This is a genomic window from Spirochaetota bacterium, assembly GCA_017999915.1.
In the GTDB taxonomy this organism is placed as follows: Bacteria; Spirochaetota; UBA4802; order UBA4802; family UBA5550; genus RBG-16-49-21.
In genome coordinates this window covers 300,561-319,904 of record JAGNKX010000004.1, presented here as the reverse complement: position 1 = coordinate 319,904, position 19,344 = coordinate 300,561, and the positions used below count along the sequence as shown (strand labels likewise).

The window sequence follows — 19,344 nt, the reverse complement described above, 5'->3', positions numbered from 1 at the left end:
GTTTTGAACAATCTGATGAATTATTCTTACAATAATTGTTATATTAAGGTAATACATATCAATAATGCCCCCTCCGCCTAAGGCGGCGGGGTATCAAGGTTATTACATTATAAGTTTTTAAAAAAGAAGTGTGAGTATGTTTAAGAACAGGTCATATTGCGGTGAATTGAATCAGTCTGATGTGGGCCGACAAGTCGAGCTGGCCGGATGGGTCGAGAGCAACAGGAATCTCGGCGGTTTGATATTTATCAAGCTGAGGGATGTATCCGGAACGGTGCAGGTCGTTGTCGATTCCTCAGCCGCGCCGGGACTGCTGGAAACAGCTGACCAGGCCAGGAGCGAATTTGTTGTATCAATAAAAGGGACCGTGAGGCTCAGGGACGAAAAGAACATCAAGACAGACCAGCCTACCGGTTATATCGAAGTCCTCTGCGACTCCCTTATAATATTGAACGCCTCGGAGGTGCCTCCCATTCCGATCGATTCCAAGGATACGCTGAACGAGGATACGCGGCTGAAATACCGCTATCTCGACCTAAGGCGCGAGGAAATGCGCGACGCTATCGTCAAGCGCCACCGTGTCACCATGACTATGCGCCGGTACCTGAGCGATAACCGCTTTTTCGAGATAGAAACGCCTATTCTTAACAAGTCGACCCCTGAAGGCGCGAGGGACTTCCTTGTGCCGAGCCGCATCAGCAAGGGGGAGTTCTACGCTCTGCCGCAGTCGCCGCAGCTATTCAAACAGATACTCATGATCTCCGGTTTTGACCGGTATTTTCAGATCGTAAAATGCTTCCGAGACGAGGACCTGCGGGGCGACCGCCAGCCTGAATTCACACAGGTTGACCTGGAGCTGTCATTCATTGATCAGGATACCATTATCGGGATCATAGAAGGGCTCCTTAAAGAGGTCGTACGCGATCTCATGGGAAGCGAAATAACAATTCCTTTTCCCCGCCTGACCTACCAGGAGGCCATGGACCGGTTCGGCTCGGACGCACCGGATACGAGGTTCGGCCTTGAGTTAAAGGATTGCAGTGAAATATTCAAGAATTCGGAATTCAGCGTCTTCGCCCAGGCCCTGGCCTCCGGCGGCGTCATTAAGGGCATAGCCGTTCCCGACGGCGGAAAGCTCTCGCGGAAGATGGCCGACCAGTACGGAGAGGACGCGAAGGTCTTCGGCGCAAAAAGCCTCCTGATGTTCAAGTACAATAACAATGCGGCCGAAAGCGGCATTGCCAAGTACCTCAAGCCGGAAGAACTGGACAAGCTGAAAACCCTTTTTAACCTTTCAGGCCAGGCATCCTTATTCTTCGTCGCAGATTCGTACGGCACGGCATCAAGCGCCCTTGCGAGCGTGCGCGTGAAAATTGCCCGCGACCTGGGCCTCATTGACGAGAAGAAGCTCAATTTTCTCTGGGTCACCGATTTCCCGCTCTTTGAATACAGCGAGCAGGACAAGCGCTTTTACTCAAAGCACCATCCCTTCACTTCGCCCAAGGCGGAGTTCATCCCGATCCTGGACACCCTGAAGCCCGAGCAGGCGGACAAGGTCCTGGCAAACGCTTATGACGTGGTGCTCAACGGAGTCGAGATAGGCGGGGGATCGATACGGATCAACAACCCGGAGGTCCAGAGCAAGATTTTCTCGCTCCTGGGCATATCGAAAGAGGAAGCAGACGAGAAATTTTCGTTCCTGGTTGACGCCCTCAAGTACGGCGCGCCGCCCCATGGCGGCATCGCCCTGGGCCTTGACCGCGTCATGATGCTGCTCCTGGGAAAAAAATCTATCAGGGACGTCATAGCCTTCCCGAAGACGACGAGAGGACAGTGCCTGATGAGCAACGCGCCGTCGCCGGTATCGCCGGAGCAGCTCCAGGAGCTCAATCTGAAGGTGGTCGGCAAATAACATGGTCGAGAACCGGTTTGAAATCGATGACATATCGATATTCAAGAGAATCTGCGGGTACCAGGACTCAAATATCAAAAAAATCGAGGAGATAACCGGCGTCAACATCATACCGCGGGGTAATACCCTCATTGTCAAGGCCGTCAAGGAAAAGAACGACCTGGTGATGAAACTGCTCCATGTCATGAGCGATTTCATCTATGCCAACGGCAAGGAATACGAGTTCGATGACTTTGACCTTCGGTATGTCATCAACACGGTCATATCGGGCAAGAATTTCAGGGCCGACGATATAAACCGGCTGAAGATAACCTTCCCGGACACGGGCAAGGCGGTAATGCCCAAAACGCTGAACCAGGCCCATTACATAACCGCCATGCACACTTTCCCGATCACCATCGCCACCGGGCCGGCCGGCACCGGCAAGACCTACCTGGCGGTGGTGATGGCCCTGAAATTCCTTCTCACTGGAAAGGTAGACCGTATCATTCTTACCAGGCCTGCCGTGGAGGCGGGCGAGAACCTGGGATACCTTCCCGGCGATCTGATCCAGAAGATTAATCCCTACCTGCGGCCCCTCTATGACGCCCTTTTTGACCTCCAGCCTTTCGAAAAGATATCTAAGATGATGGAGAAGAATATCATCGAGGTGGCGCCTCTGGCCTACATGAGGGGCCGGACCCTGAACAACGCCTTCATCATCCTTGATGAGGCGCAGAACACCACAGTGGCGCAGATGAAGATGTTCCTGACCAGGCTCGGCGGCAATTCGAAAATAGTCATTTCCGGCGACGATACCCAGATTGACATAGAAAAACCAAAGAAATCCGGCCTGCTCCAGGCCATGCGCATTCTCAAGGATATAAATGATATAAGCTTCATTCGTTTTACCAGGGATGATATTTCACGGCATCCAATTGTTGAAAAAATAGTTGCAGCCTATGAAAAGAGCGGCTATAGTGATTAATGTAATTTACCCGTCATGAAATCATTGTTTGATATAGTGAAGCATTCGGCACGGCATTTCCTCGGCAGCCAGAATACCAAGTTTTCATTTTTATCCCTGATCATAATTGTCCTTATCTCGACGATCATGTTGTCCATCAACATCTTCGGCACATCGTACAATTATGAGATAGGGGATATAGCCAACGAGGATATCCGGGTTCCCAGGGACATCGAGTACGTGAACGAGCCGGAAACGGCCATCGAGCGTAAACGCGAGGCTGAATCGGTTCCCATCGTATTCGACAAGGACGCCTCGATTCTGCAGAAAAAGCTCAATGTGGTAAGCGTTCTCATCAACCATGCCGTTGACACCCTCAAGCAGTTCCCGCCGGCCGGCAACGATTACACCTTCCAGGTCTACGCGATGAAGTCCCGGATGCCCCGGTACCTCCAGTTCAACGACGCGGTGCTGGCCGAGATCCTCAAGTTCCGGGACCATGGGAAGCTTAAGAAGATCATATCGAGAATACTCATATACATTTACGATGATTCCCGCATGGGGATCCTGGACAAGCCCTATGACAATCCGCTGAAGATCTATAACAACAATGTCACGATCCGCACCATCAATTCGGCCGAAGCGGTTGACGAGGTGTCGCGCACCCTGGACACGCTGAAGACCATCGACGAGGTAAAGGGCAACGTTTACGGTATTTCCACGACCATCGCACCGTTTTTGCAGAAGCCGGCGATAACGGCCATCAGCGGCATCATAACCGGCATTCTTGAACCGAACATATCCTTCAATGCTGAGGAATCGAAACGGCGGATAACAGAGGTGGTGAAAAAGGTTACCCCCGTTACCAGCAAGCTTAAAAAAGGCCAGACCATCGTGCGGGAAGGGGACACCATCACACAGGACGTATTGAAAAAAATAGACATCTACAACAAGCAGACGGCCAGTATAAACCTGAGCTATATTTTAGGCCTGCTTATGATCCAGGCGGTGTTTTTTTTCATATTCGGATTTTTCCTCATGGAGTTCAACAAGGTCTTCCTCCCTGATAAAAGATCGGCCATCATCATCTTCTCCCTGGTCATCGTATTCATGGTTTACACATTTTTCATGTCACGCTTTGAATCGCCGGTCATTTCCAGGCTCACCTTTGCCCTGATGCTGCCCATATCCTTCGCGACGATGATCCTGTCGATCCTTTACAACCGGTATCTCTCCATCATCGCCGGCCTTTATATCGTATTCTTCACCACGCTGATCGGCGGAAGCAATATCTCGACGGCGATAATCTCCTTCTGCACGGCCCTGGTGGGGGTCTTTGTCAACGAGAAAGTGGAGAAGCGGACCGATTTTCTCCGTGGCGGCATGATCGTTGGAATAATCAACATCTTCATCATCATATCCGTTGCCCTGATCCAGGAGATCCCGGTACTGAACATGAATTTCCTCAAGATCGTCGGTATCGCCGGTGCCAGCGGTTTCATCAATTCGATACTGGTGCTGGGTATACTCCCGGTGTACGAGAACATCTTCGGCATCACCACGAAATTCAAGCTCCTCGAGCTTTCCGACCTCAACGCCGAAATATTCAAGGAAATGCTGATGAAGGCGCCGGGAACCTATAATCATTCGATGCTTGTGTCCACCATATCCGAAGCCGCCTGCAAGGAGATCGGCGCGAACCACCTTCTGGCCCGCGTCGGCGCCTATTACCACGATATCGGCAAGATCGCAGATGCCGGCATGTACATCGAAAACAGGGTCACCGATCCCAGGGCCAGGAGCCTCACGCCCCAGGAATACGCGCAGCTCATCATTTCCCATGTGGAAAAGGGGGTCGCCCTTGCGAGGAAAAACCTCCTCCCGGAATCGGTCATTGATTTCATCCGGCAGCACCATGGCCAGACCACCATGACCTTCTTCTATCACCAGGCCCTGGAAGGCCTCGACAGCAGCGACCGGGTAGAGATACATAAGAACGATTTCCAGTACCCCGGGCCCAGGCCCAGCAGCAAGGAAACGGCCATCGTAATGCTAGCGGATTCGATCGAGGCGGCGGCGCGCTCGGTCCAGAACCCCTCCTACGAAAAGCTTGACGGGCTGGTGCAAAAAATCATTTTCAACAAGATCAATGAGGGCGAGCTGGAGTCATCGGAGCTTTCCATGACCGAGTTGAGGATAATCCAGGAGACGTTCCTGTCTCTCCTGAAGGGCATTTTTCACTCTCGAATCGAGTATCCGGAAGATTTTGATCTGAAAAAACTTGAAAAGAGAATAATGCAGACCCATGATACGGATTGACGTTTTTTGCGAAGAGCTGTCGCTTCCCTATAAGAAGATCGGGAAGAAGATTATTAAGGCAGTCGCCTCGACCGCGGCGGACATGCTTGAATTGAAAAACGCGTCCATTACCATCATCGTGTCAAATGATCGGTATATAAGGAAGATCAACAGGGAATTCCGCGGTCATGACGAGCCCACCGATGTCATATCTTTTTCGAACCGGGAAAATCCTTTTCCCTCCGTCGACGATACCTGCGAGGAAATCGGCGATATTTACATTTCCATGGATCGCGCTGATCGCCAGTCCCATGAATACCGTGTTACCCTGCAGGATGAGGTGAAGCGCCTCATCGTGCATGGCATCCTGCACCTTGTCGGGTACGATCACGAACGATCCGACGAGGACGAAGATATCATGCTCAAAAAGGAAGATGAAATCTGCCGGGCAATCATTCTCTAGCGTCAGATGATCGAAAGCCGTGGTTCAAGGCGTCACTCGCCGACCAAATTCAGGAGATCTTTTTTAAGGGCCTCAAGCTTTTCCCGCACCTTCTTTTTGCCTTCGGCCAGCGTTTTGGCGTCCGCCTCGCCGCGGACGCTGAAATAGAATTTGATCTTCGGTTCGGTCCCGGACGGCCGCATGGTTATTTTCGAGCCGTCGGTCAGGAAAAACTGGATAACGTCAGACCCGGGAAGGCCCCTGATCGGCTCGACGGAGCCGGTCTTAATATCCTTCATGACAAGGTTCTTGATGTCAGCCACGGACTCCACGGGAATTGATGCAAATGCCGGCGGCGGCGTTTGACGGAAGTTTTCCATGAGGCCCTTGATCTTCTCGGTGCCTTCCTTGCCTTTAAGGGTCAGTGACGCGAGATCCTCGAGGTAAAGCCCGTAGGAGCAATATATCTCGTCAAGGAACGCGGAAAGGGTCATGTTCCTTCCCTTGAGCCAATCGGTCATCTCGGCGAAGAAGTAGCAGGAGCTGACCGCGTCCTTGTCGCGGACGAAGGGTACCGGCAGGTAGCCGTAGCTTTCTTCCCCCCCGAACATGAACGTGGCGGACCCGCTGTCGTCGAACTCCTTCATCTTTGCGGCAATCCATTTGAAACCGGTGAGGACGTCGAAAATGGCGCAGGAAAAGCCCTCGGCAATCTTCCTCTGGAGCTCCGTCGTCACGATCGTCTTGATGACAGCCGCGTTGGCCGGAAGGGTCTTGTTCTCTTTCGACCGTGACAGGATGTAATATTCGAGCATGGTCCCGATCTGGTTGCCGTTGATGAGAATATATTCTCCGCCGTTACCCTTGAATCCGACGCCCATCCGGTCCGCGTCGGGATCGGTGGCGAGAATTATATCGGCCCCGGTGGACCGGGCCAGGCTTGTGACAAGCTCCATTGCCTCCTTTTCTTCAGGGTTCGGATATTTAACCGTGGGGAAATTCCCGTCGGGCCTGGCCTGGTCTTCCTGGACCAGCACATCGCTGAAGCCGAAATGATTGAGGATGCGCGGTATGATCTTGTAGCCTGTGCCGTGAATGGGCGTGTAGGCGATCTTCACGGTTGATTTTCCCCTTGGCCTGAGGGCCGATCTTTCCAGCTCCGCGATGTAGGCTATATTTATTTCATCGCTGATTACTTTTATCAAACCCTTTGCCACGCCTTCCTGGAACGGGATCTTTTTAATTTTTGTTATCGAATCCACTATATTCACTTCGGCGATGATCAGGTCGTCATGGGGCGGCGTGATCTGTCCCCCGTCGTCCCAGTAGACCTTGTAACCGTTGTATTCCGGTGGATTGTGGCTGGCGGTTATAACGACGCCGGCGACCGCTTTCATGAGCCTGATGGCGAAAGAGGCCAGAGGAGTCGGCGTGATATCTTCGAAAAGATAAACCGGTATGCCATTAGCGGCCAGAATCGAGGCGGTTTCATGGGCGAAGACGTCGGAAAAACGCCTCGAGTCCCTGGCTATGACAACCCCGGTGCCGGCGGAGCGCGTTTTTGCGATGTAATTGGCCAGGCCCTGGGTCGCCATGCCCACGGTGTAGACGTTCATCCTGTTGGTGCCGGCCCCGATGACGCCGCGGAGGCCTCCGGTGCCGAATTCCAGGGTCCTGTAAAAACGGTCTTCCAGCTCTTTGGCGTCGTTTTTTTCGACAAGGAGTTGAATTTCCCTGATTGTATCTTCATCGAAGGGGGTGAGGGTCCATTCCTCAATGCGCTTCTGAATGCTCGTATCCATGATCCTTTCCTGTAAATTATAATAGTGTTTACTTTGTAATGCCATCAGCGGCTCGAGTCAAGAAAATTAATAGACATGGGGGCCCCGATGCATTACCATGAATGAATGGAACCTCTTATCACGGAAGTGCGGAACTTCATTGATCGGCATGGACTTTTTAAAAAAGGAGACCGCGTGCTTCTCTCACTTTCGGCCGGCAAGGACTCGATGTTTCTCCTTCATTGTGTCATGCTCTTACGGGAAGAACTGGGCATTCAGCCGGGAATATTCCACCTGAATCATATGGCGCGCGGCGCCGAATCGGACCATGACGCGGATTTCCTCCGCGCCCTGGGAGAAAAGCTCGGCCTCGAGCTGCATATGAGGCGCCATGATATCAAAGCCGACCGTGGCGCAGGCGTATCATTTGAAGAGCATGGGCGGAACGTCCGGTACCGCATGCTCGAGGAGATCGCCGATGCCCGGGACTATTCAGTCATCGCGACGGCCCATTCCAGGGACGACCAGGTGGAAACCGTTCTGATGCGGATATTCACCGGAACCGGCATACACGGACTCCAGGGGATACTTCCCAGGAGGGGAAAAATCGTACGGCCGCTCCTGTCAGTACCGGCAGCCGATATATATGCCTATTTAAAGGCTCATGGAATTGCATGGCGTGAAGATGAGTCCAATGACGATAGGGCTTTCGCCAGGAATTTTATCCGCCATGAACTGGCGCCCCGGATTCGTGAAAAGTTCCCCATGGCGGATGATTCAATTCTTTCCCTGAACCGGGTCGCAGGTGAAACAATCTCCATGATCGACGAATTGCTTTCTGACAAGTTCGGCGATCTGGCAGAATGGAATAACGGCCTGTTATATCTTGATGTTGATGCCGTTAAGCGCAGTTTCCCTGTTTTTTCACATGTTGTGTCATCCATCATCAGGAAGAACTTCAATCATCACGTGAACAGGCACATGCTGCAGGAGATATATTCAAAATTTATGATTGAAAAAGCCAATATCAGCATCTATGAAGACAGGTTCATCCGGGTTGACAAGACATACAGAAAAGACAGAAGCTGGCTCGTCATGGGTCCCGCCACTGAAGGAGCGTCGGTTCAGCCTCTATGGGAATACCGCGTTGATCTTGATGATCGCAATGAACGGATGCTTCATCTATCGGAAATAGGCGAAACCATTGTCATAGAACGGGCGGATTATGTCTTTTTTGAGAAATTCCGCAAAAATACCGAGTATATTTTTGTAACACTGGAAAATAGTTCGGAACCACTATATATTAGAAACAGGAGAGCCGGAGACGTTATCAAGACTGAAAAGGGCACTAAAAAGATAAAGGAACTGTTCATCGAAAGAAAGCTTGATCATGCAACCAAGGATCGCATTCCACTCCTGGTTGCCGGTGATACCGTGATCGCCTGCATGACCGGTCTGGTTCTGGACATCCCCGGCAGGGTCGCCCCGGATTTTCTGGTAGACAAAAATTCAAAAAAAGTAGTAGCTGTCTATAAGAAACAATAGTCAGCACGATAGAAATTCTCAGGAGATTTTCATGAATAAAACCGCGAAACAAATAGCCCTGTTGCTTCTCATAGGGCTTATTCTCATAGCGATATTTCAATTGAACCAGACAGACAAGGACAAGAAAACCCTCAATTACAGCGATTTCATGGTGAAGGTCGCGAACAAGGAAATTGCCAGGGTAGCCATAGAGAACAACAAGAAGATTATCGGTTACTACAGGGTCAACAAGATTGACGAGGCGAAAAAGCCGGAAACCAAGGGGCTGGTCAAAAGGGAGAACCCGGATTTTGAGACCGTGATCCCCTATGAAGACCCGGAGCTCATAAAGACGTTGATGGCAAACGAGGTCAAGGTCGAGGGACGTGAGGATGACGATAATATTCTTCTGAAGGGAGTATTGAATTTCCTGCCGTGGCTCCTTTTTTTCGGCTTCATCTGGTTCATCATGATCAGGCAGATACAGTCAACGGGTAACAAGGCCCTTTCGTTCGGCAAGAGCAGGGCCAAACTGAACCCTGAAACGAACCGCAAGGTCACCTTCGCCGATGTGGCAGGTGTCGATGAGGCCAAGGAGGAGCTCAAGGAGATCGTCGAGTTCCTCAAGGACCCGAAGAAGTTCATTAATATCGGCGCCAAGATACCGACCGGCGTACTCCTCATGGGCCCTCCGGGGACAGGAAAGACACTGCTGGCGCGCGCCATTGCCGGCGAGGCCGGTGTGCGTTTTTTTTCCATCAGCGGCTCCGATTTCGTAGAGATGTTCGTCGGGGTCGGAGCGTCGCGTGTGCGGGATCTTTTCGACCAGGGCAAGAAGAACGCCCCCTGCATCATATTCATCGACGAGATTGACGCAGTGGGCCGTCTCCGCGGCGCGGGCCTCGGCGGAGGCCACGACGAGCGTGAACAGACGCTGAACCAGCTTCTGGTGGAAATGGACGGATTCGAGACCAACGAGGGAGTGATCATCATTGCCGCCACTAACAGGCCCGATGTGCTGGACCCTGCGCTCCTGAGACCGGGCCGCTTTGACCGTGAGGTCGTTGTCGACATCCCCGATGTGAAGGGAAGGGAAAAGATACTGGCTGTCCATTCAAAGAAAATACCCCTTTCCCGTGAGGTCGATCTGAAAATAATAGCACGGGGGACTCCGGGCTTTACCGGCGCGGACCTCGCCAACCTCATCAACGAAGGGGCGCTGCTCGCCGCGCGAAGGGGCCGAAAGCGCGTTACCATGGAGGACATGGAAGACGCCAAGGATAAGGTACTGATGGGGCCTGAGCGAAGGTCCATCCTGATTTCGGATAAGGAAAAAGAGATCACCGCCTACCATGAAGGGGGGCACGCGATCCTGGGCGTCCTGACCGGATCAGACCCGGTGCACAAGGTCACCATCATCCCGCGGGGAAGGGCCCTCGGCATAACGATGCAGCTTCCCAAGGAAGACCGCCGACTCTACTCGAAGAAACACTGGCTGGACCAGATAACCATCCTCTTCGGCGGCCACCTGGCCGAGGAGATGAAATTCAAGGAAGTGACGACCGGGTCAAGCAATGACCTTGAGCGGGCCTCTGACATTGCCCGGAAAATGGTCTGCGAATGGGGCATGAGCGAGAAGCTCGGTCCCATCACCTTTGGGAAAAGGAACGAGCAGATATTTCTTGGAAGGGAGATAACGCAGCACCGGGACTACAGCGAGACGACGGCCCAGCTCATCGATGAGGAAGTCAACGGCATAATAGGCTCCTGCAAGAGCAACGCCCAGCGGCTGTTGAAGAAGAACATGTCTAAGCTTGACAAGCTTGCCCAGAGCCTTATCGAGCGGGAGACCCTTACCGGTGAAGAAATCAATATCATCATGGCCGGGCAAAAACTGCCCCCCGTACAGAACCATGATGAGAAGATAAAACCCGCGCCATCGGGTAAAGAAACCACGGAAACGGCGGATAGCGGCGAAAATTAAATCCGGGTGGTGGCATGAACGAAATCGATGAAATTCTGTCGAATATCGATAAGGATGACGACGCCAAGTTGTTCAAGCCTCAGGGCGCCGATGCGAAACGGAATGATGAGATATCGGAATTAATCGACAAACTGGGCGCGACGATCGAACAGAGTGAGGATTCGCAGGAAAGCGTAACGGCGGAATCAGCAGATGCTCCTGCGGATGCCGGTCCCGGCGGTGAGGCTGAGGCGCCATCTTCGCCGGAAATGGACCGCTATGAGAGGATCAGGGCAGCCGGATCCGACGATGCCGGCATGTTTTCAATGCCAGGCTCAAAAAACTGGAACCGGCGCGAGCCCTATATCATACCGGTAAATCCCGATGCCCTCAGGAATGACCTGGAAAGCCTGCAGAAATCTTTTTTCTTCGTCGAAGATCCGTCCGAGCAGGATGAGCTCAAACAGAGAATCAAGCAGGAGATCGTGGCTTTCCTGAGAAAACCGACCGGGCATGTCACCGATACATATGCCGATTTCATCTGCAGGAAAATTTCGGTCATGGTGGAAAATATAACCGCAACGTTCAAGTTGGAGCAGGACGCGGAAAAGCTTTTCATGTACCATCTCGGCCCCCTGACGGTGTACAAATTCATCAAGGATGATTTTATCCAGAACAAATACGGATACTGCTACAAGTATCTCCCCGGAAACAAGGCGGCGCGATTTTTCCCGGATGAATATATAAAGACGACGGTCCTGAAGTGGTTCGAGGAGAACATCAACACGCTTAACCTTCCCTTTGACAGCATACAAAAATATGAAGAGATGAAAAAGGTGGCGTCGCGCAGGTATTACAATGACCTGCGCGCGTTTAACAATCGTTTTGAACAATTGAATTCCAAGCTGGGCGCCGAACGATCGATAAGCAGGATGAAGCTGTTGCAGATCAAGGGAAACCAGTGGTTCGGAAGCCTGAATATTGAAATATATAAAAGGTTTCTGGGCGGCGCGATATTCATGTGATCCATGACATGTGCCCCGGTCACGATAAGAGAGACAATACCCTTTTATCGCGTATGCCTTTAAGGAGGGGGCTGTATTTCCTGTCCTTGAACTGATCCCACAGGGAGGCTATGTCCTCAATGGCGGATACAAGCCCTTCGGAAACCTCCCGCGCATACAAGATAAGGTCGATATCAAGTCCCAGGTCGGCAAATTCAAAGGTCCCTCCATGGCCGTGCTGGCGAAGGCCGATGAGCTCGCCGGCGCCCCTCTGTTTAAGGTCTTCCTCTGAAATGGTGAAGCCGTCATTGGTGGCTACGATTGTATCGATGCGCGTTCTGCTTTCACCGGAAATAGTATCGGGACTGATGAGGACGCAGAAGGATTGATGGGCCCCGCGGCCGACGCGTCCCCGGAGCTGGTGAAGCTGGGCCAGCCCGAACCGCTCGGCGTGCTCGATCACGATGACGGTGGCGTTGGGAACGTCGATCCCCACCTCAATGACCGTTGTGCAGACCAGGATGTCTATCTCGTTATCCTTAAAACGGCCCATGATATCGTCACGTTCCTGCTGTTTCATCCGTCCATGGAGCAGATCAACCCGGCGTTTAGGGAAAATATCGTTCTTGAGATGTTCGTACACCTGTATGGCGGATTTTAAATCTAGTTTGTCCGATTCTTCAATGAGGGGCAGAACATAATATACCTGCCGGCCCTGTGATATATATTTTTCAATAGATTTATACACGCCCGGCAATCGCGATTCGGGAAAAGACATCGTCTGCACCGGGAGCCGTTCGGCCGGCATCGTTCTTATTGACGTTATGCTGAGATCGCCGTAAAGGGTCAGCGAAAGAGAGCGTGGGATAGGGGTTGCCGTCATGACCAGGAGATCGGCGGCATCTCCCTTTTCGCGGAGCGCCGCGCGCTGCTCGACCCCGAAGCGGTGCTGTTCATCGATAATGATGAGGCCGAGATCCTTGAAAATGACGTTATCCTGGATAATGGCATGGGTCCCGATCACAAGGCTGACCGAGCCGGAACTTATCGATTCGTAGAAGGCGGTCTTCTCGCTCTTGGGGGTGCTCCCGGTCAGCAGGACCATCGGAACGGCGTCACCGAAAGATTTCTGGAAATTGGCATAGTGCTGGTTCGCGAGAATTTCCGTCGGGGCCATGAGAACCGTCTGACGTCCTTGTTCGATGACCAATGTCATGGCTGCCATGGCAACCACGGTTTTTCCGGAACCGACATCGCCCTGGAGCAGGCGGTTCATGGGAAGGGGGGAGGCAATATCGTGCCGCAGCGTTTCGATGGCGGATGTCTGGTCCGGGGTAAGCCGGAAAGGGAGCGATGATATAAAGCGCCGGTAGAAGTCGCCTGGAGCGGCGGAAATATTTTTCCTCCTTGTTTCCCGTAAGTATCTTCGCGAAAGGGACAGGTAGTATTGATGAAAGAATATTTCGTTGAAGGCGAGTCTCCTGCGGGCCCGTTCGGCGTCCTCGAAGGAACCGGGAAAGTGGATGGACTCAATGGCATCGGCGATGCCAATGAGGCTGTGCCTGGCCAGTATGTCCGGGTCGATCGTCTCTTTGACTAAGGGAAGGTTCGTGTCCAGGGCGGCCTTTATGATCCTTCTGAATCCGCGGGAGTCAAACCCAAGTGTCTTGAGCTTTTCCGTGGACCTGTAGAGGGGAATGATCCGCCCGGTATTGATGGCCTGAATGCCCGTTCCCGAACCGTCGTCAATGAAGTCGAAATCGGGATGTACCATCTGCTTTTTCCGGTAAAAATTAACTTTACCGGAAAAGATCACATTGTCGCCGATCGTGAATATCTTTGCAAAATAACCGACTCCGCCGAAGAAAACCCCGGTAAGCGTATCGGTGCCGTCTTCAATATCCACTTCCAGGAATTTTTTCCGCATCCCGGACATGGAAACGTTACGTATCGTTCCCGATACGGTGACCACGTCATTGATAAAACAGTCTTTTATAAGTTTGAAATATGACCGGTCAATGTATTTCCGGGGAATGTAATACAGTAGATCTTCAACGGTTTCTACGCCCGCTTCATCCCTGAGTACCTGCGCCTTCTTGGGGCCTATGCCCTGTATCGCGGTGATCGCGTCATTAAGCACGTCATTCCTCTTCGGCAATGTACCAGACCGAATCGGGCAGCTGGACGTATTTCCCTTCGCGGGTGTAGAAGAAGGTGTAATTGCGTTCTCCTGAGACGCCCCTCGTGTAACCGGATGTGATCTTCTGTATGCCGACCCAGCGCTTAATTATTCTGCCATCATATCCGAAAACAGTGATAGTCATGTTCTGGCCGGTCACCGTGTCAACTTTCCTCATGAACTGCTGCCTCTGTTCGAAGGTGAAAAAGTACCTGAAAAAGATAAATGCGCTTAAAACAAGTAGAACCACGATCGTTATTCCGATAATTTTGCCTTTTAATGAACCTGCCATGATCAACTCCTCGTGTTAATGATATTTCCGTCAGGCGCATTGTTCACGCCCGATATGAATGCAGATGCCGAATCAGCTGTTTTTACATACGCGGCAGCGGGGATTGCGCCGTATGGTTATGGTCTCGAATTTCATTGACAGACCGTCCCAGAACATGAGCCTGTTCTTCAATGCCGGTCCGATACCCGCGCAGTACTTGATCGCTTCGCTCGCCTGGAGTGAGCCGATAACCCCGGCCGTGGCGCCGGCCACCTGAATCTTCCCTTTCCTGTCTTTACGGTCCAGGAAGCAGGCAAGGCAGGGCGTTTCCGGGGGATGCAGGAACGTTATCTGTCCCCTGAATTCAGCGACACCGCCATGGATCATCGGTATTTTTTTCTCAACGGAAACGCGGTTAAGAATATGCCTTGTCTCAAAATTATCAAGACAATCTACTATGAGATCTGGATCTCCGACTAACGATATCGCATTTTTTTTGGTTAGTTTTGTTTTTACCCGTATGACTTTAATAAATGGATTCAATTCAGATAGGGATGTCCCGGCAGAATCCACTTTAAATTGCCCGATCTTACCGTACTCATGAAGGATCTGCCTGTTTAAATTGGTCATTTCAATGGTATCATAGTCGCAGATGACGAGGGTGCCTATGCCGGCCGCCGCAAGATAGTAGAGGACGGGGCTTCCAAGACCGCCGGCGCCGGCCACAAATACCGTCGAACTCTTGAGTCTTTCCTGGGCCGCTCCACCCCAGCCGGCTATTCCCAACTGTCGGGAATAGAACTGAATTTCATCATTAGAAAGCATTGACGCAATCCTGATTCGTTTGTGGCACCATTTGGTGTTTCTAAATATTATAAAAGAGCGCATGGGAAAATAACAAGCAAAAAAACGCGGCGCCATGGCGCCGCGTTAATGTTTTCTGTGGTGAGGGATGGATTCGAACCATCGAAGGCTACGCCGGCAGATTTACAGTCTGCTCCCTTTGGCCGCTCGGGAACCTCACCTTTTAACTAAGCTGGCGAGAGGAATTGAACCCCCAACAAGTTGATTACAAATCAACTGCTCTACCGATTGAGCTACGCCAGCACGCATCAGAAAATCCTTTATTTAATTATGAAGGACAACTGTCAAATATTTTTTTTATTTTATTAAGCATCTGCATGGTTGTCCACCGTAATGAGCACCATGGATCCGGATATGGGCGTAACAGATGATTATATATTGTACTCTAATATTCAAATTGCATTTTATTGATAAATGTTTAATACTCATGTTAATTATATGAAAATTGTCATTCTCGGGTCTTTCCATGCATGGGTATGGGATGATTTAATTTCTTGACAGTATTTATCATAAATAATTATATGCTACTATTTAACTACATTAATTTTTACACTTCATTATCCTTATTTTTGATAGTAAATTATGGATTAATAATTTACTTGTGTATTTGATTTATCACATATAGAAAAATATAAAACTGAATAACAGGGTCAAGATGAAATATTATATTTTTATATTGTCGGCTTTGATTGTTGCGGCAAATGTTGTTTATGCCGACGAGAAACCTGAAAAAAGGATTTTATTGCTCAAGGAATGTATAAATATAGCGGTAGAAAACAGCACATCCATAAAAGCATCGGTAGAAGATAAGAACAAAGCCCTTGCTGATTATAAAGTTGCGACGGCACAGCGTCTCTTTAATATAGACATGAATATCCAAACTGATACATACCCTCATGTCAGTACCCCATCTCATTATAAAGGCGCGTATGAAAGGATACCTTTTGCAACAGATTTTACCTGGAACGGCGTTACAATTCCAGCATCCCAAGTTCAATATTTTGGCACGCAATATTTCAACAATCTTCAACCACAACCAAGCCCAATTTTTAAATGGTTAACACGGGATTATGATCTTGGCTTGTCAATAGGGGTAACAGCTTCGGTTAGTCTTTATGACGAAAAGAAAGCAAGAAACCAGGCCATGATGAAAAAGAATGTTGAAATATATAAAATTCAGAATACAAAAACTATCAATGATGTTATTCTAACTGTAAAAAATCTTTATTATAACTACTACATTGCAAAAGTAGTTGTGATGATAAAGGATAAGCAGCTGAAAAGCAATCATGACCGGATACGCATGACCGAAATTCTATATAAAAATGCTTTAAAATCGGTTCTGGATCTCAATAGGGCCAAGTATGATTATCAAAACGCCCAATTGGAGTTACAAAAGGCCGTCAATGCCGAGAGAAATGCACGCATTGAACTTTTCAGAAATATGGGAATTCAAGATAATAGTGAAGAATTTACCTTAGAAGAACTAAATGATGATAGAGAATTATCATATACAGTTGAACAATTAAACTCTTTATCAGAATTGAATTCTCCAGAGTTGCAGTTGATAAAAAAACAATCAGAGCTTTTTAGGGCCAGAATGGAACTTGATAAGGCAAGCCATTATCCTGAAGTGCTTTTCCAATTGGCTGGCGGATATCGGAATTCGAGAATTGATTTCGCTGTTGCTAAAAGTAATTTTTCTTCTGAAAACTGGAAACCTACATTAGGTGTCAACTTTATCGCAAGAATACCAATTTTTTCAAGTGGTATGATCGAGGCAAAGGTTGCTTCATCTAAAGCCGAATACAATAAGGCTTTGTTAAAAGAAAAGGATATGCAACAGTCAATGAAGATTATGGTCGAGAACCAGTATATTACTGTACAGGACATGAAGAAGCAGATAGAATTATCAAAGATCATGAAGGATAATGCCGAAAAAAATTGGATAATGGCCAAGAAATCATATGAGACAGGTTCGGTGACCCAGCTTGAGTTGCAGGATGCCATGATGGCCTATGAAAACGCTGAAATGAACTATCAGAGAGCACGGTTTGATTATCTAATGGCCATCGCTAAAATTTCAAGCATGGTCGGTCTTGGAGAGGATACCCTATGCAAAAAATAAAAACTATAACGAGAAAAAGAATAATAACCTTCGCCGTCATTGCTGTCCTCATAATAGTCGTTTTCAGCATTGTCCGCAGCTGCAGGAAGGGCTCCGTGGATAAATTTGAATATGAAGATGTTAATGTTGGAAAAGTGGAAAAGACCATTTCCGTGACCGGAGTCCTTGATGTGAACGAGCAGGAGATAGTACAATCTAAAACAGCCGGTATTATCAAGAAAATATATGTTGAATTCAACCAGGAAGTAAAAAAAGGCCAGCTCCTCGCCGAGGTGGACACCAGCGATCTTGATCCGGCCATGAACAAGATGGCTGCCCAGGGAGAAGCCCTCAAAATAGAAATAACCATCGCCAGGGAAGATCTCGAATCAAAAAGGAGCATGTTCAAGGAAAACCTGATATCCGAAAAGGGAATGGAGCGGGCTGAATCAAATTACAAGACGGTCATATTAAAACAAAGGCAATTCATGGTCGATTATGACACTCTGAAAAAGCAGAAAAGTAACTCAAGAATAACATCGCCGGTAAGCGGTATTCTGCTCAACATGATGGCAAAAGAAAAAGCGCCAATCGCCATGAATACGCCGTTATTCCTTATCGTTCCAAATTTGAAAAAGATGAAGCTGAGCATTAGCGTCGATGAATCGGATGTGGGTATTGTCAAAGAGGACCAGAGGGTGTTTTTTACCGTGAGCGCGTTCCCGGAAAAAACATTTACCGGTGAAATAAGCGAAGTGCATATGACACCGGTATTGAAGGGCGGCCTCGTGACCTATGACTCCTATGTGATTTGCGATAACAGCGAATTGCTGCTGAAGCCGGGAATGACGGCTACGGCAACCATCGAGATCGACAAGCGCGAGAACGTCCTCCGTGTCCCCAATCAGGCCTTGCTGGTGAATCCGCCGGAAGGGAAATCAGAGCCGGAAAAGAATACGGTCTGGCGCAAGTCCGAAAGCTTGAGCGGAAAGCTCCCGGTTGAGAAAGTGAAGGTGGAAGTGGGCTTGCATGGCGACACCTTCACCGAGATAAAGAAAAACCTCAAAAAAGGCGACAAAGTCCTCATTAAGTACATGAAGAGCGCAAAGGGCTCCGGCAAGTAACATGGACGATAATGTCATAGAAATCATAGGCATCGAAAAGACTTTTTTCCTCAGTGAAGAAGTACAGGTGAGGGCGCTCAAAGGGGTATCGTTCAATGTACGCCGCGGCGAATATATAGCGATCATGGGCGCATCCGGATCGGGTAAATCGACACTGATGAATATACTTGGATTCCTGGATACGCCCACTGCGGGCAAATATATCCTGGACGGCATAGACGGAAGCCGTCTCGATAATGACGAGAAGGCTGAAATACGAAACACGAAAATTGGATTTGTTTTCCAGGGATTTAACCTGTTATCGAGGACCAGCGCCCTTGAGAACGTTGAATTGCCCCTGTTTTACAAAGGCGGGGTTACGCCGAAGGATTTATCAGAAAAAGCGAAGGACCTTTTAGCCCGCGTGGGACTTTCCGGCAGGGAGGACCATTATCCCAACAAGCTTTCAGGCGGCGAGCAGCAACGGGTGGCCATTGCCCGGGCCCTGGTCAATGATCCGGCTATAATCCTTGCCGACGAGCCGACGGGCAACCTTGATTCCCATAATACAACTGAAATAATGGAGCTTTTCACCAGGCTCAATAAGGAAATCGGCATCACCATCATCATGGTGACCCACGAATCAGATGTGGCTGCCTACACTGACCGGAAAGTTGTATTCAAAGATGGCCTTATTATTGAGGACACCCCCATTCCCAGGTTAAAATTAAAACACGCAACTTCGAAAAAAAGACCTTCCTGATCGATTTACCTGAAGATAAAGCGTCAATGGTAAGTTATGCGACATAAACTCGCATATAATTACCGCTTATTTAATACAAAAAATCGTAATATAAAAATAATTAAAAAAATCGATTTTTTTTATATAAAATTTAAACTTTTCTCTCAATAAATTAAGACATAATCTGCTTTGACCGATAATTAATTTG

General features: G+C 49.4%; 14 protein-coding genes and 2 tRNA genes. 10 read left to right on the top strand and 6 right to left on the bottom strand.

Going from position 1 to position 19,344, the window contains the following annotated elements:
• Positions 1 to 136: 136 nt before the first annotated feature.
• Genes aspS through ybeY form a run of 4 tightly spaced genes read left to right on the top strand, consistent with a single transcriptional unit; the run spans position 137 to position 5,619 of the window.
• Positions 137 to 1,912, top strand: a complete 1,776-nt coding sequence (aspS, locus tag KA369_08655) for an aspartate--tRNA ligase (GenBank protein MBP7736025.1) — start codon at positions 137 to 139, stop codon at positions 1,910 to 1,912.
• A gap of 1 nt (position 1,913) precedes the next feature.
• Positions 1,914 to 2,879, top strand: a complete 966-nt coding sequence (locus KA369_08650; protein ID MBP7736024.1) for a PhoH family protein — start codon at positions 1,914 to 1,916, stop codon at positions 2,877 to 2,879.
• A 15-nt stretch (positions 2,880 to 2,894) separates the two neighbouring features.
• A complete protein-coding gene (locus KA369_08645) occupies positions 2,895 to 5,177 on the top strand; it encodes an HDIG domain-containing protein (protein ID MBP7736023.1) in 2,283 nt (760 codons plus the stop codon).
• Positions 5,164 to 5,619, top strand: a complete 456-nt coding sequence (gene ybeY / locus KA369_08640; protein MBP7736022.1) for an rRNA maturation RNase YbeY — start codon at positions 5,164 to 5,166, stop codon at positions 5,617 to 5,619. Before KA369_08645 ends, ybeY begins: the two co-directional genes overlap by 14 nt.
• 32 nt (positions 5,620 to 5,651) lie before the next feature.
• On the opposite strand, the gene KA369_08635 is transcribed toward ybeY, so the two are convergent.
• Positions 5,652 to 7,400: a phospho-sugar mutase gene (locus tag KA369_08635; protein MBP7736021.1), complete on the bottom strand. Its 1,749-nt coding sequence runs from the start codon at positions 7,398 to 7,400 to the stop codon at positions 5,652 to 5,654.
• 105 nt (positions 7,401 to 7,505) lie between these two features.
• Here KA369_08635 and tilS point away from each other — a divergent pair, with 105 nt between their 5' ends.
• From tilS to KA369_08620, 3 genes are read left to right on the top strand one after another with little or no spacing between them, the layout of a single operon-like run.
• On the top strand, positions 7,506 to 8,924 hold the full coding sequence (gene tilS, locus KA369_08630) for a tRNA lysidine(34) synthetase TilS (GenBank protein ID MBP7736020.1): 1,419 nt from the start codon (positions 7,506 to 7,508) through the stop codon (positions 8,922 to 8,924).
• 31 nt (positions 8,925 to 8,955) lie between these two features.
• Positions 8,956 to 10,887, top strand: a complete 1,932-nt coding sequence (gene ftsH, locus KA369_08625; GenBank protein ID MBP7736019.1) for an ATP-dependent zinc metalloprotease FtsH — start codon at positions 8,956 to 8,958, stop codon at positions 10,885 to 10,887.
• A 14-nt stretch (positions 10,888 to 10,901) separates the two neighbouring features.
• Positions 10,902 to 11,891: a hypothetical protein gene (locus KA369_08620; protein ID MBP7736018.1), complete on the top strand. Its 990-nt coding sequence runs from the start codon at positions 10,902 to 10,904 to the stop codon at positions 11,889 to 11,891.
• Between the two features lie 19 nt (positions 11,892 to 11,910).
• Here KA369_08620 and recG read toward each other — a convergent pair whose 3' ends face one another.
• From recG to KA369_08595, 5 genes are all read right to left on the bottom strand, one after another.
• Positions 11,911 to 14,010, bottom strand: coding sequence for an ATP-dependent DNA helicase RecG (gene recG / locus KA369_08615; protein ID MBP7736017.1), 2,100 nt, complete (start codon positions 14,008 to 14,010; stop codon positions 11,911 to 11,913).
• A 1-nt stretch (position 14,011) separates the two neighbouring features.
• Entirely contained in the window at positions 14,012 to 14,341 is a 330-nt protein-coding gene (locus tag KA369_08610; GenBank protein ID MBP7736016.1) for a hypothetical protein, read from the bottom strand.
• A 72-nt stretch (positions 14,342 to 14,413) separates the two neighbouring features.
• Positions 14,414 to 15,145 carry a HesA/MoeB/ThiF family protein gene (locus KA369_08605; GenBank protein MBP7736015.1) on the bottom strand — a complete coding sequence of 244 codons (732 nt, stop codon included), beginning with the start codon at positions 15,143 to 15,145 and terminating at the stop codon, positions 14,414 to 14,416.
• 118 nt (positions 15,146 to 15,263) lie between these two features.
• A tRNA-Tyr gene (locus KA369_08600) sits at positions 15,264 to 15,345 on the bottom strand.
• Positions 15,346 to 15,354: 9 nt separating this feature from the next.
• Positions 15,355 to 15,427, bottom strand: a tRNA-Thr gene (locus KA369_08595).
• Positions 15,428 to 15,839: 412 nt separating this feature from the next.
• On the opposite strand from KA369_08595, the gene KA369_08590 reads away from it, so the two are divergent.
• The 3 genes from KA369_08590 to KA369_08580 are packed head-to-tail and all read left to right on the top strand — an operon-like array spanning position 15,840 to position 19,157.
• The gene (locus tag KA369_08590) at positions 15,840 to 17,312 is read left to right on the top strand and encodes a TolC family protein (GenBank protein MBP7736014.1); all 1,473 of its coding nucleotides are present in this window, start codon (positions 15,840 to 15,842) and stop codon (positions 17,310 to 17,312) included.
• Complete coding sequence (locus tag KA369_08585) at positions 17,300 to 18,415, top strand: efflux RND transporter periplasmic adaptor subunit (GenBank protein ID MBP7736013.1); 1,116 nt, start codon at positions 17,300 to 17,302, stop codon at positions 18,413 to 18,415. The genes KA369_08590 and KA369_08585 overlap by 13 nt, the downstream gene beginning before the upstream one ends.
• A gap of 1 nt (position 18,416) precedes the next feature.
• The gene (locus KA369_08580; protein MBP7736012.1) at positions 18,417 to 19,157 is read left to right on the top strand and encodes an ABC transporter ATP-binding protein; all 741 of its coding nucleotides are present in this window, start codon (positions 18,417 to 18,419) and stop codon (positions 19,155 to 19,157) included.
• The last annotated feature ends 187 nt before the right edge of the window (positions 19,158 to 19,344 follow it).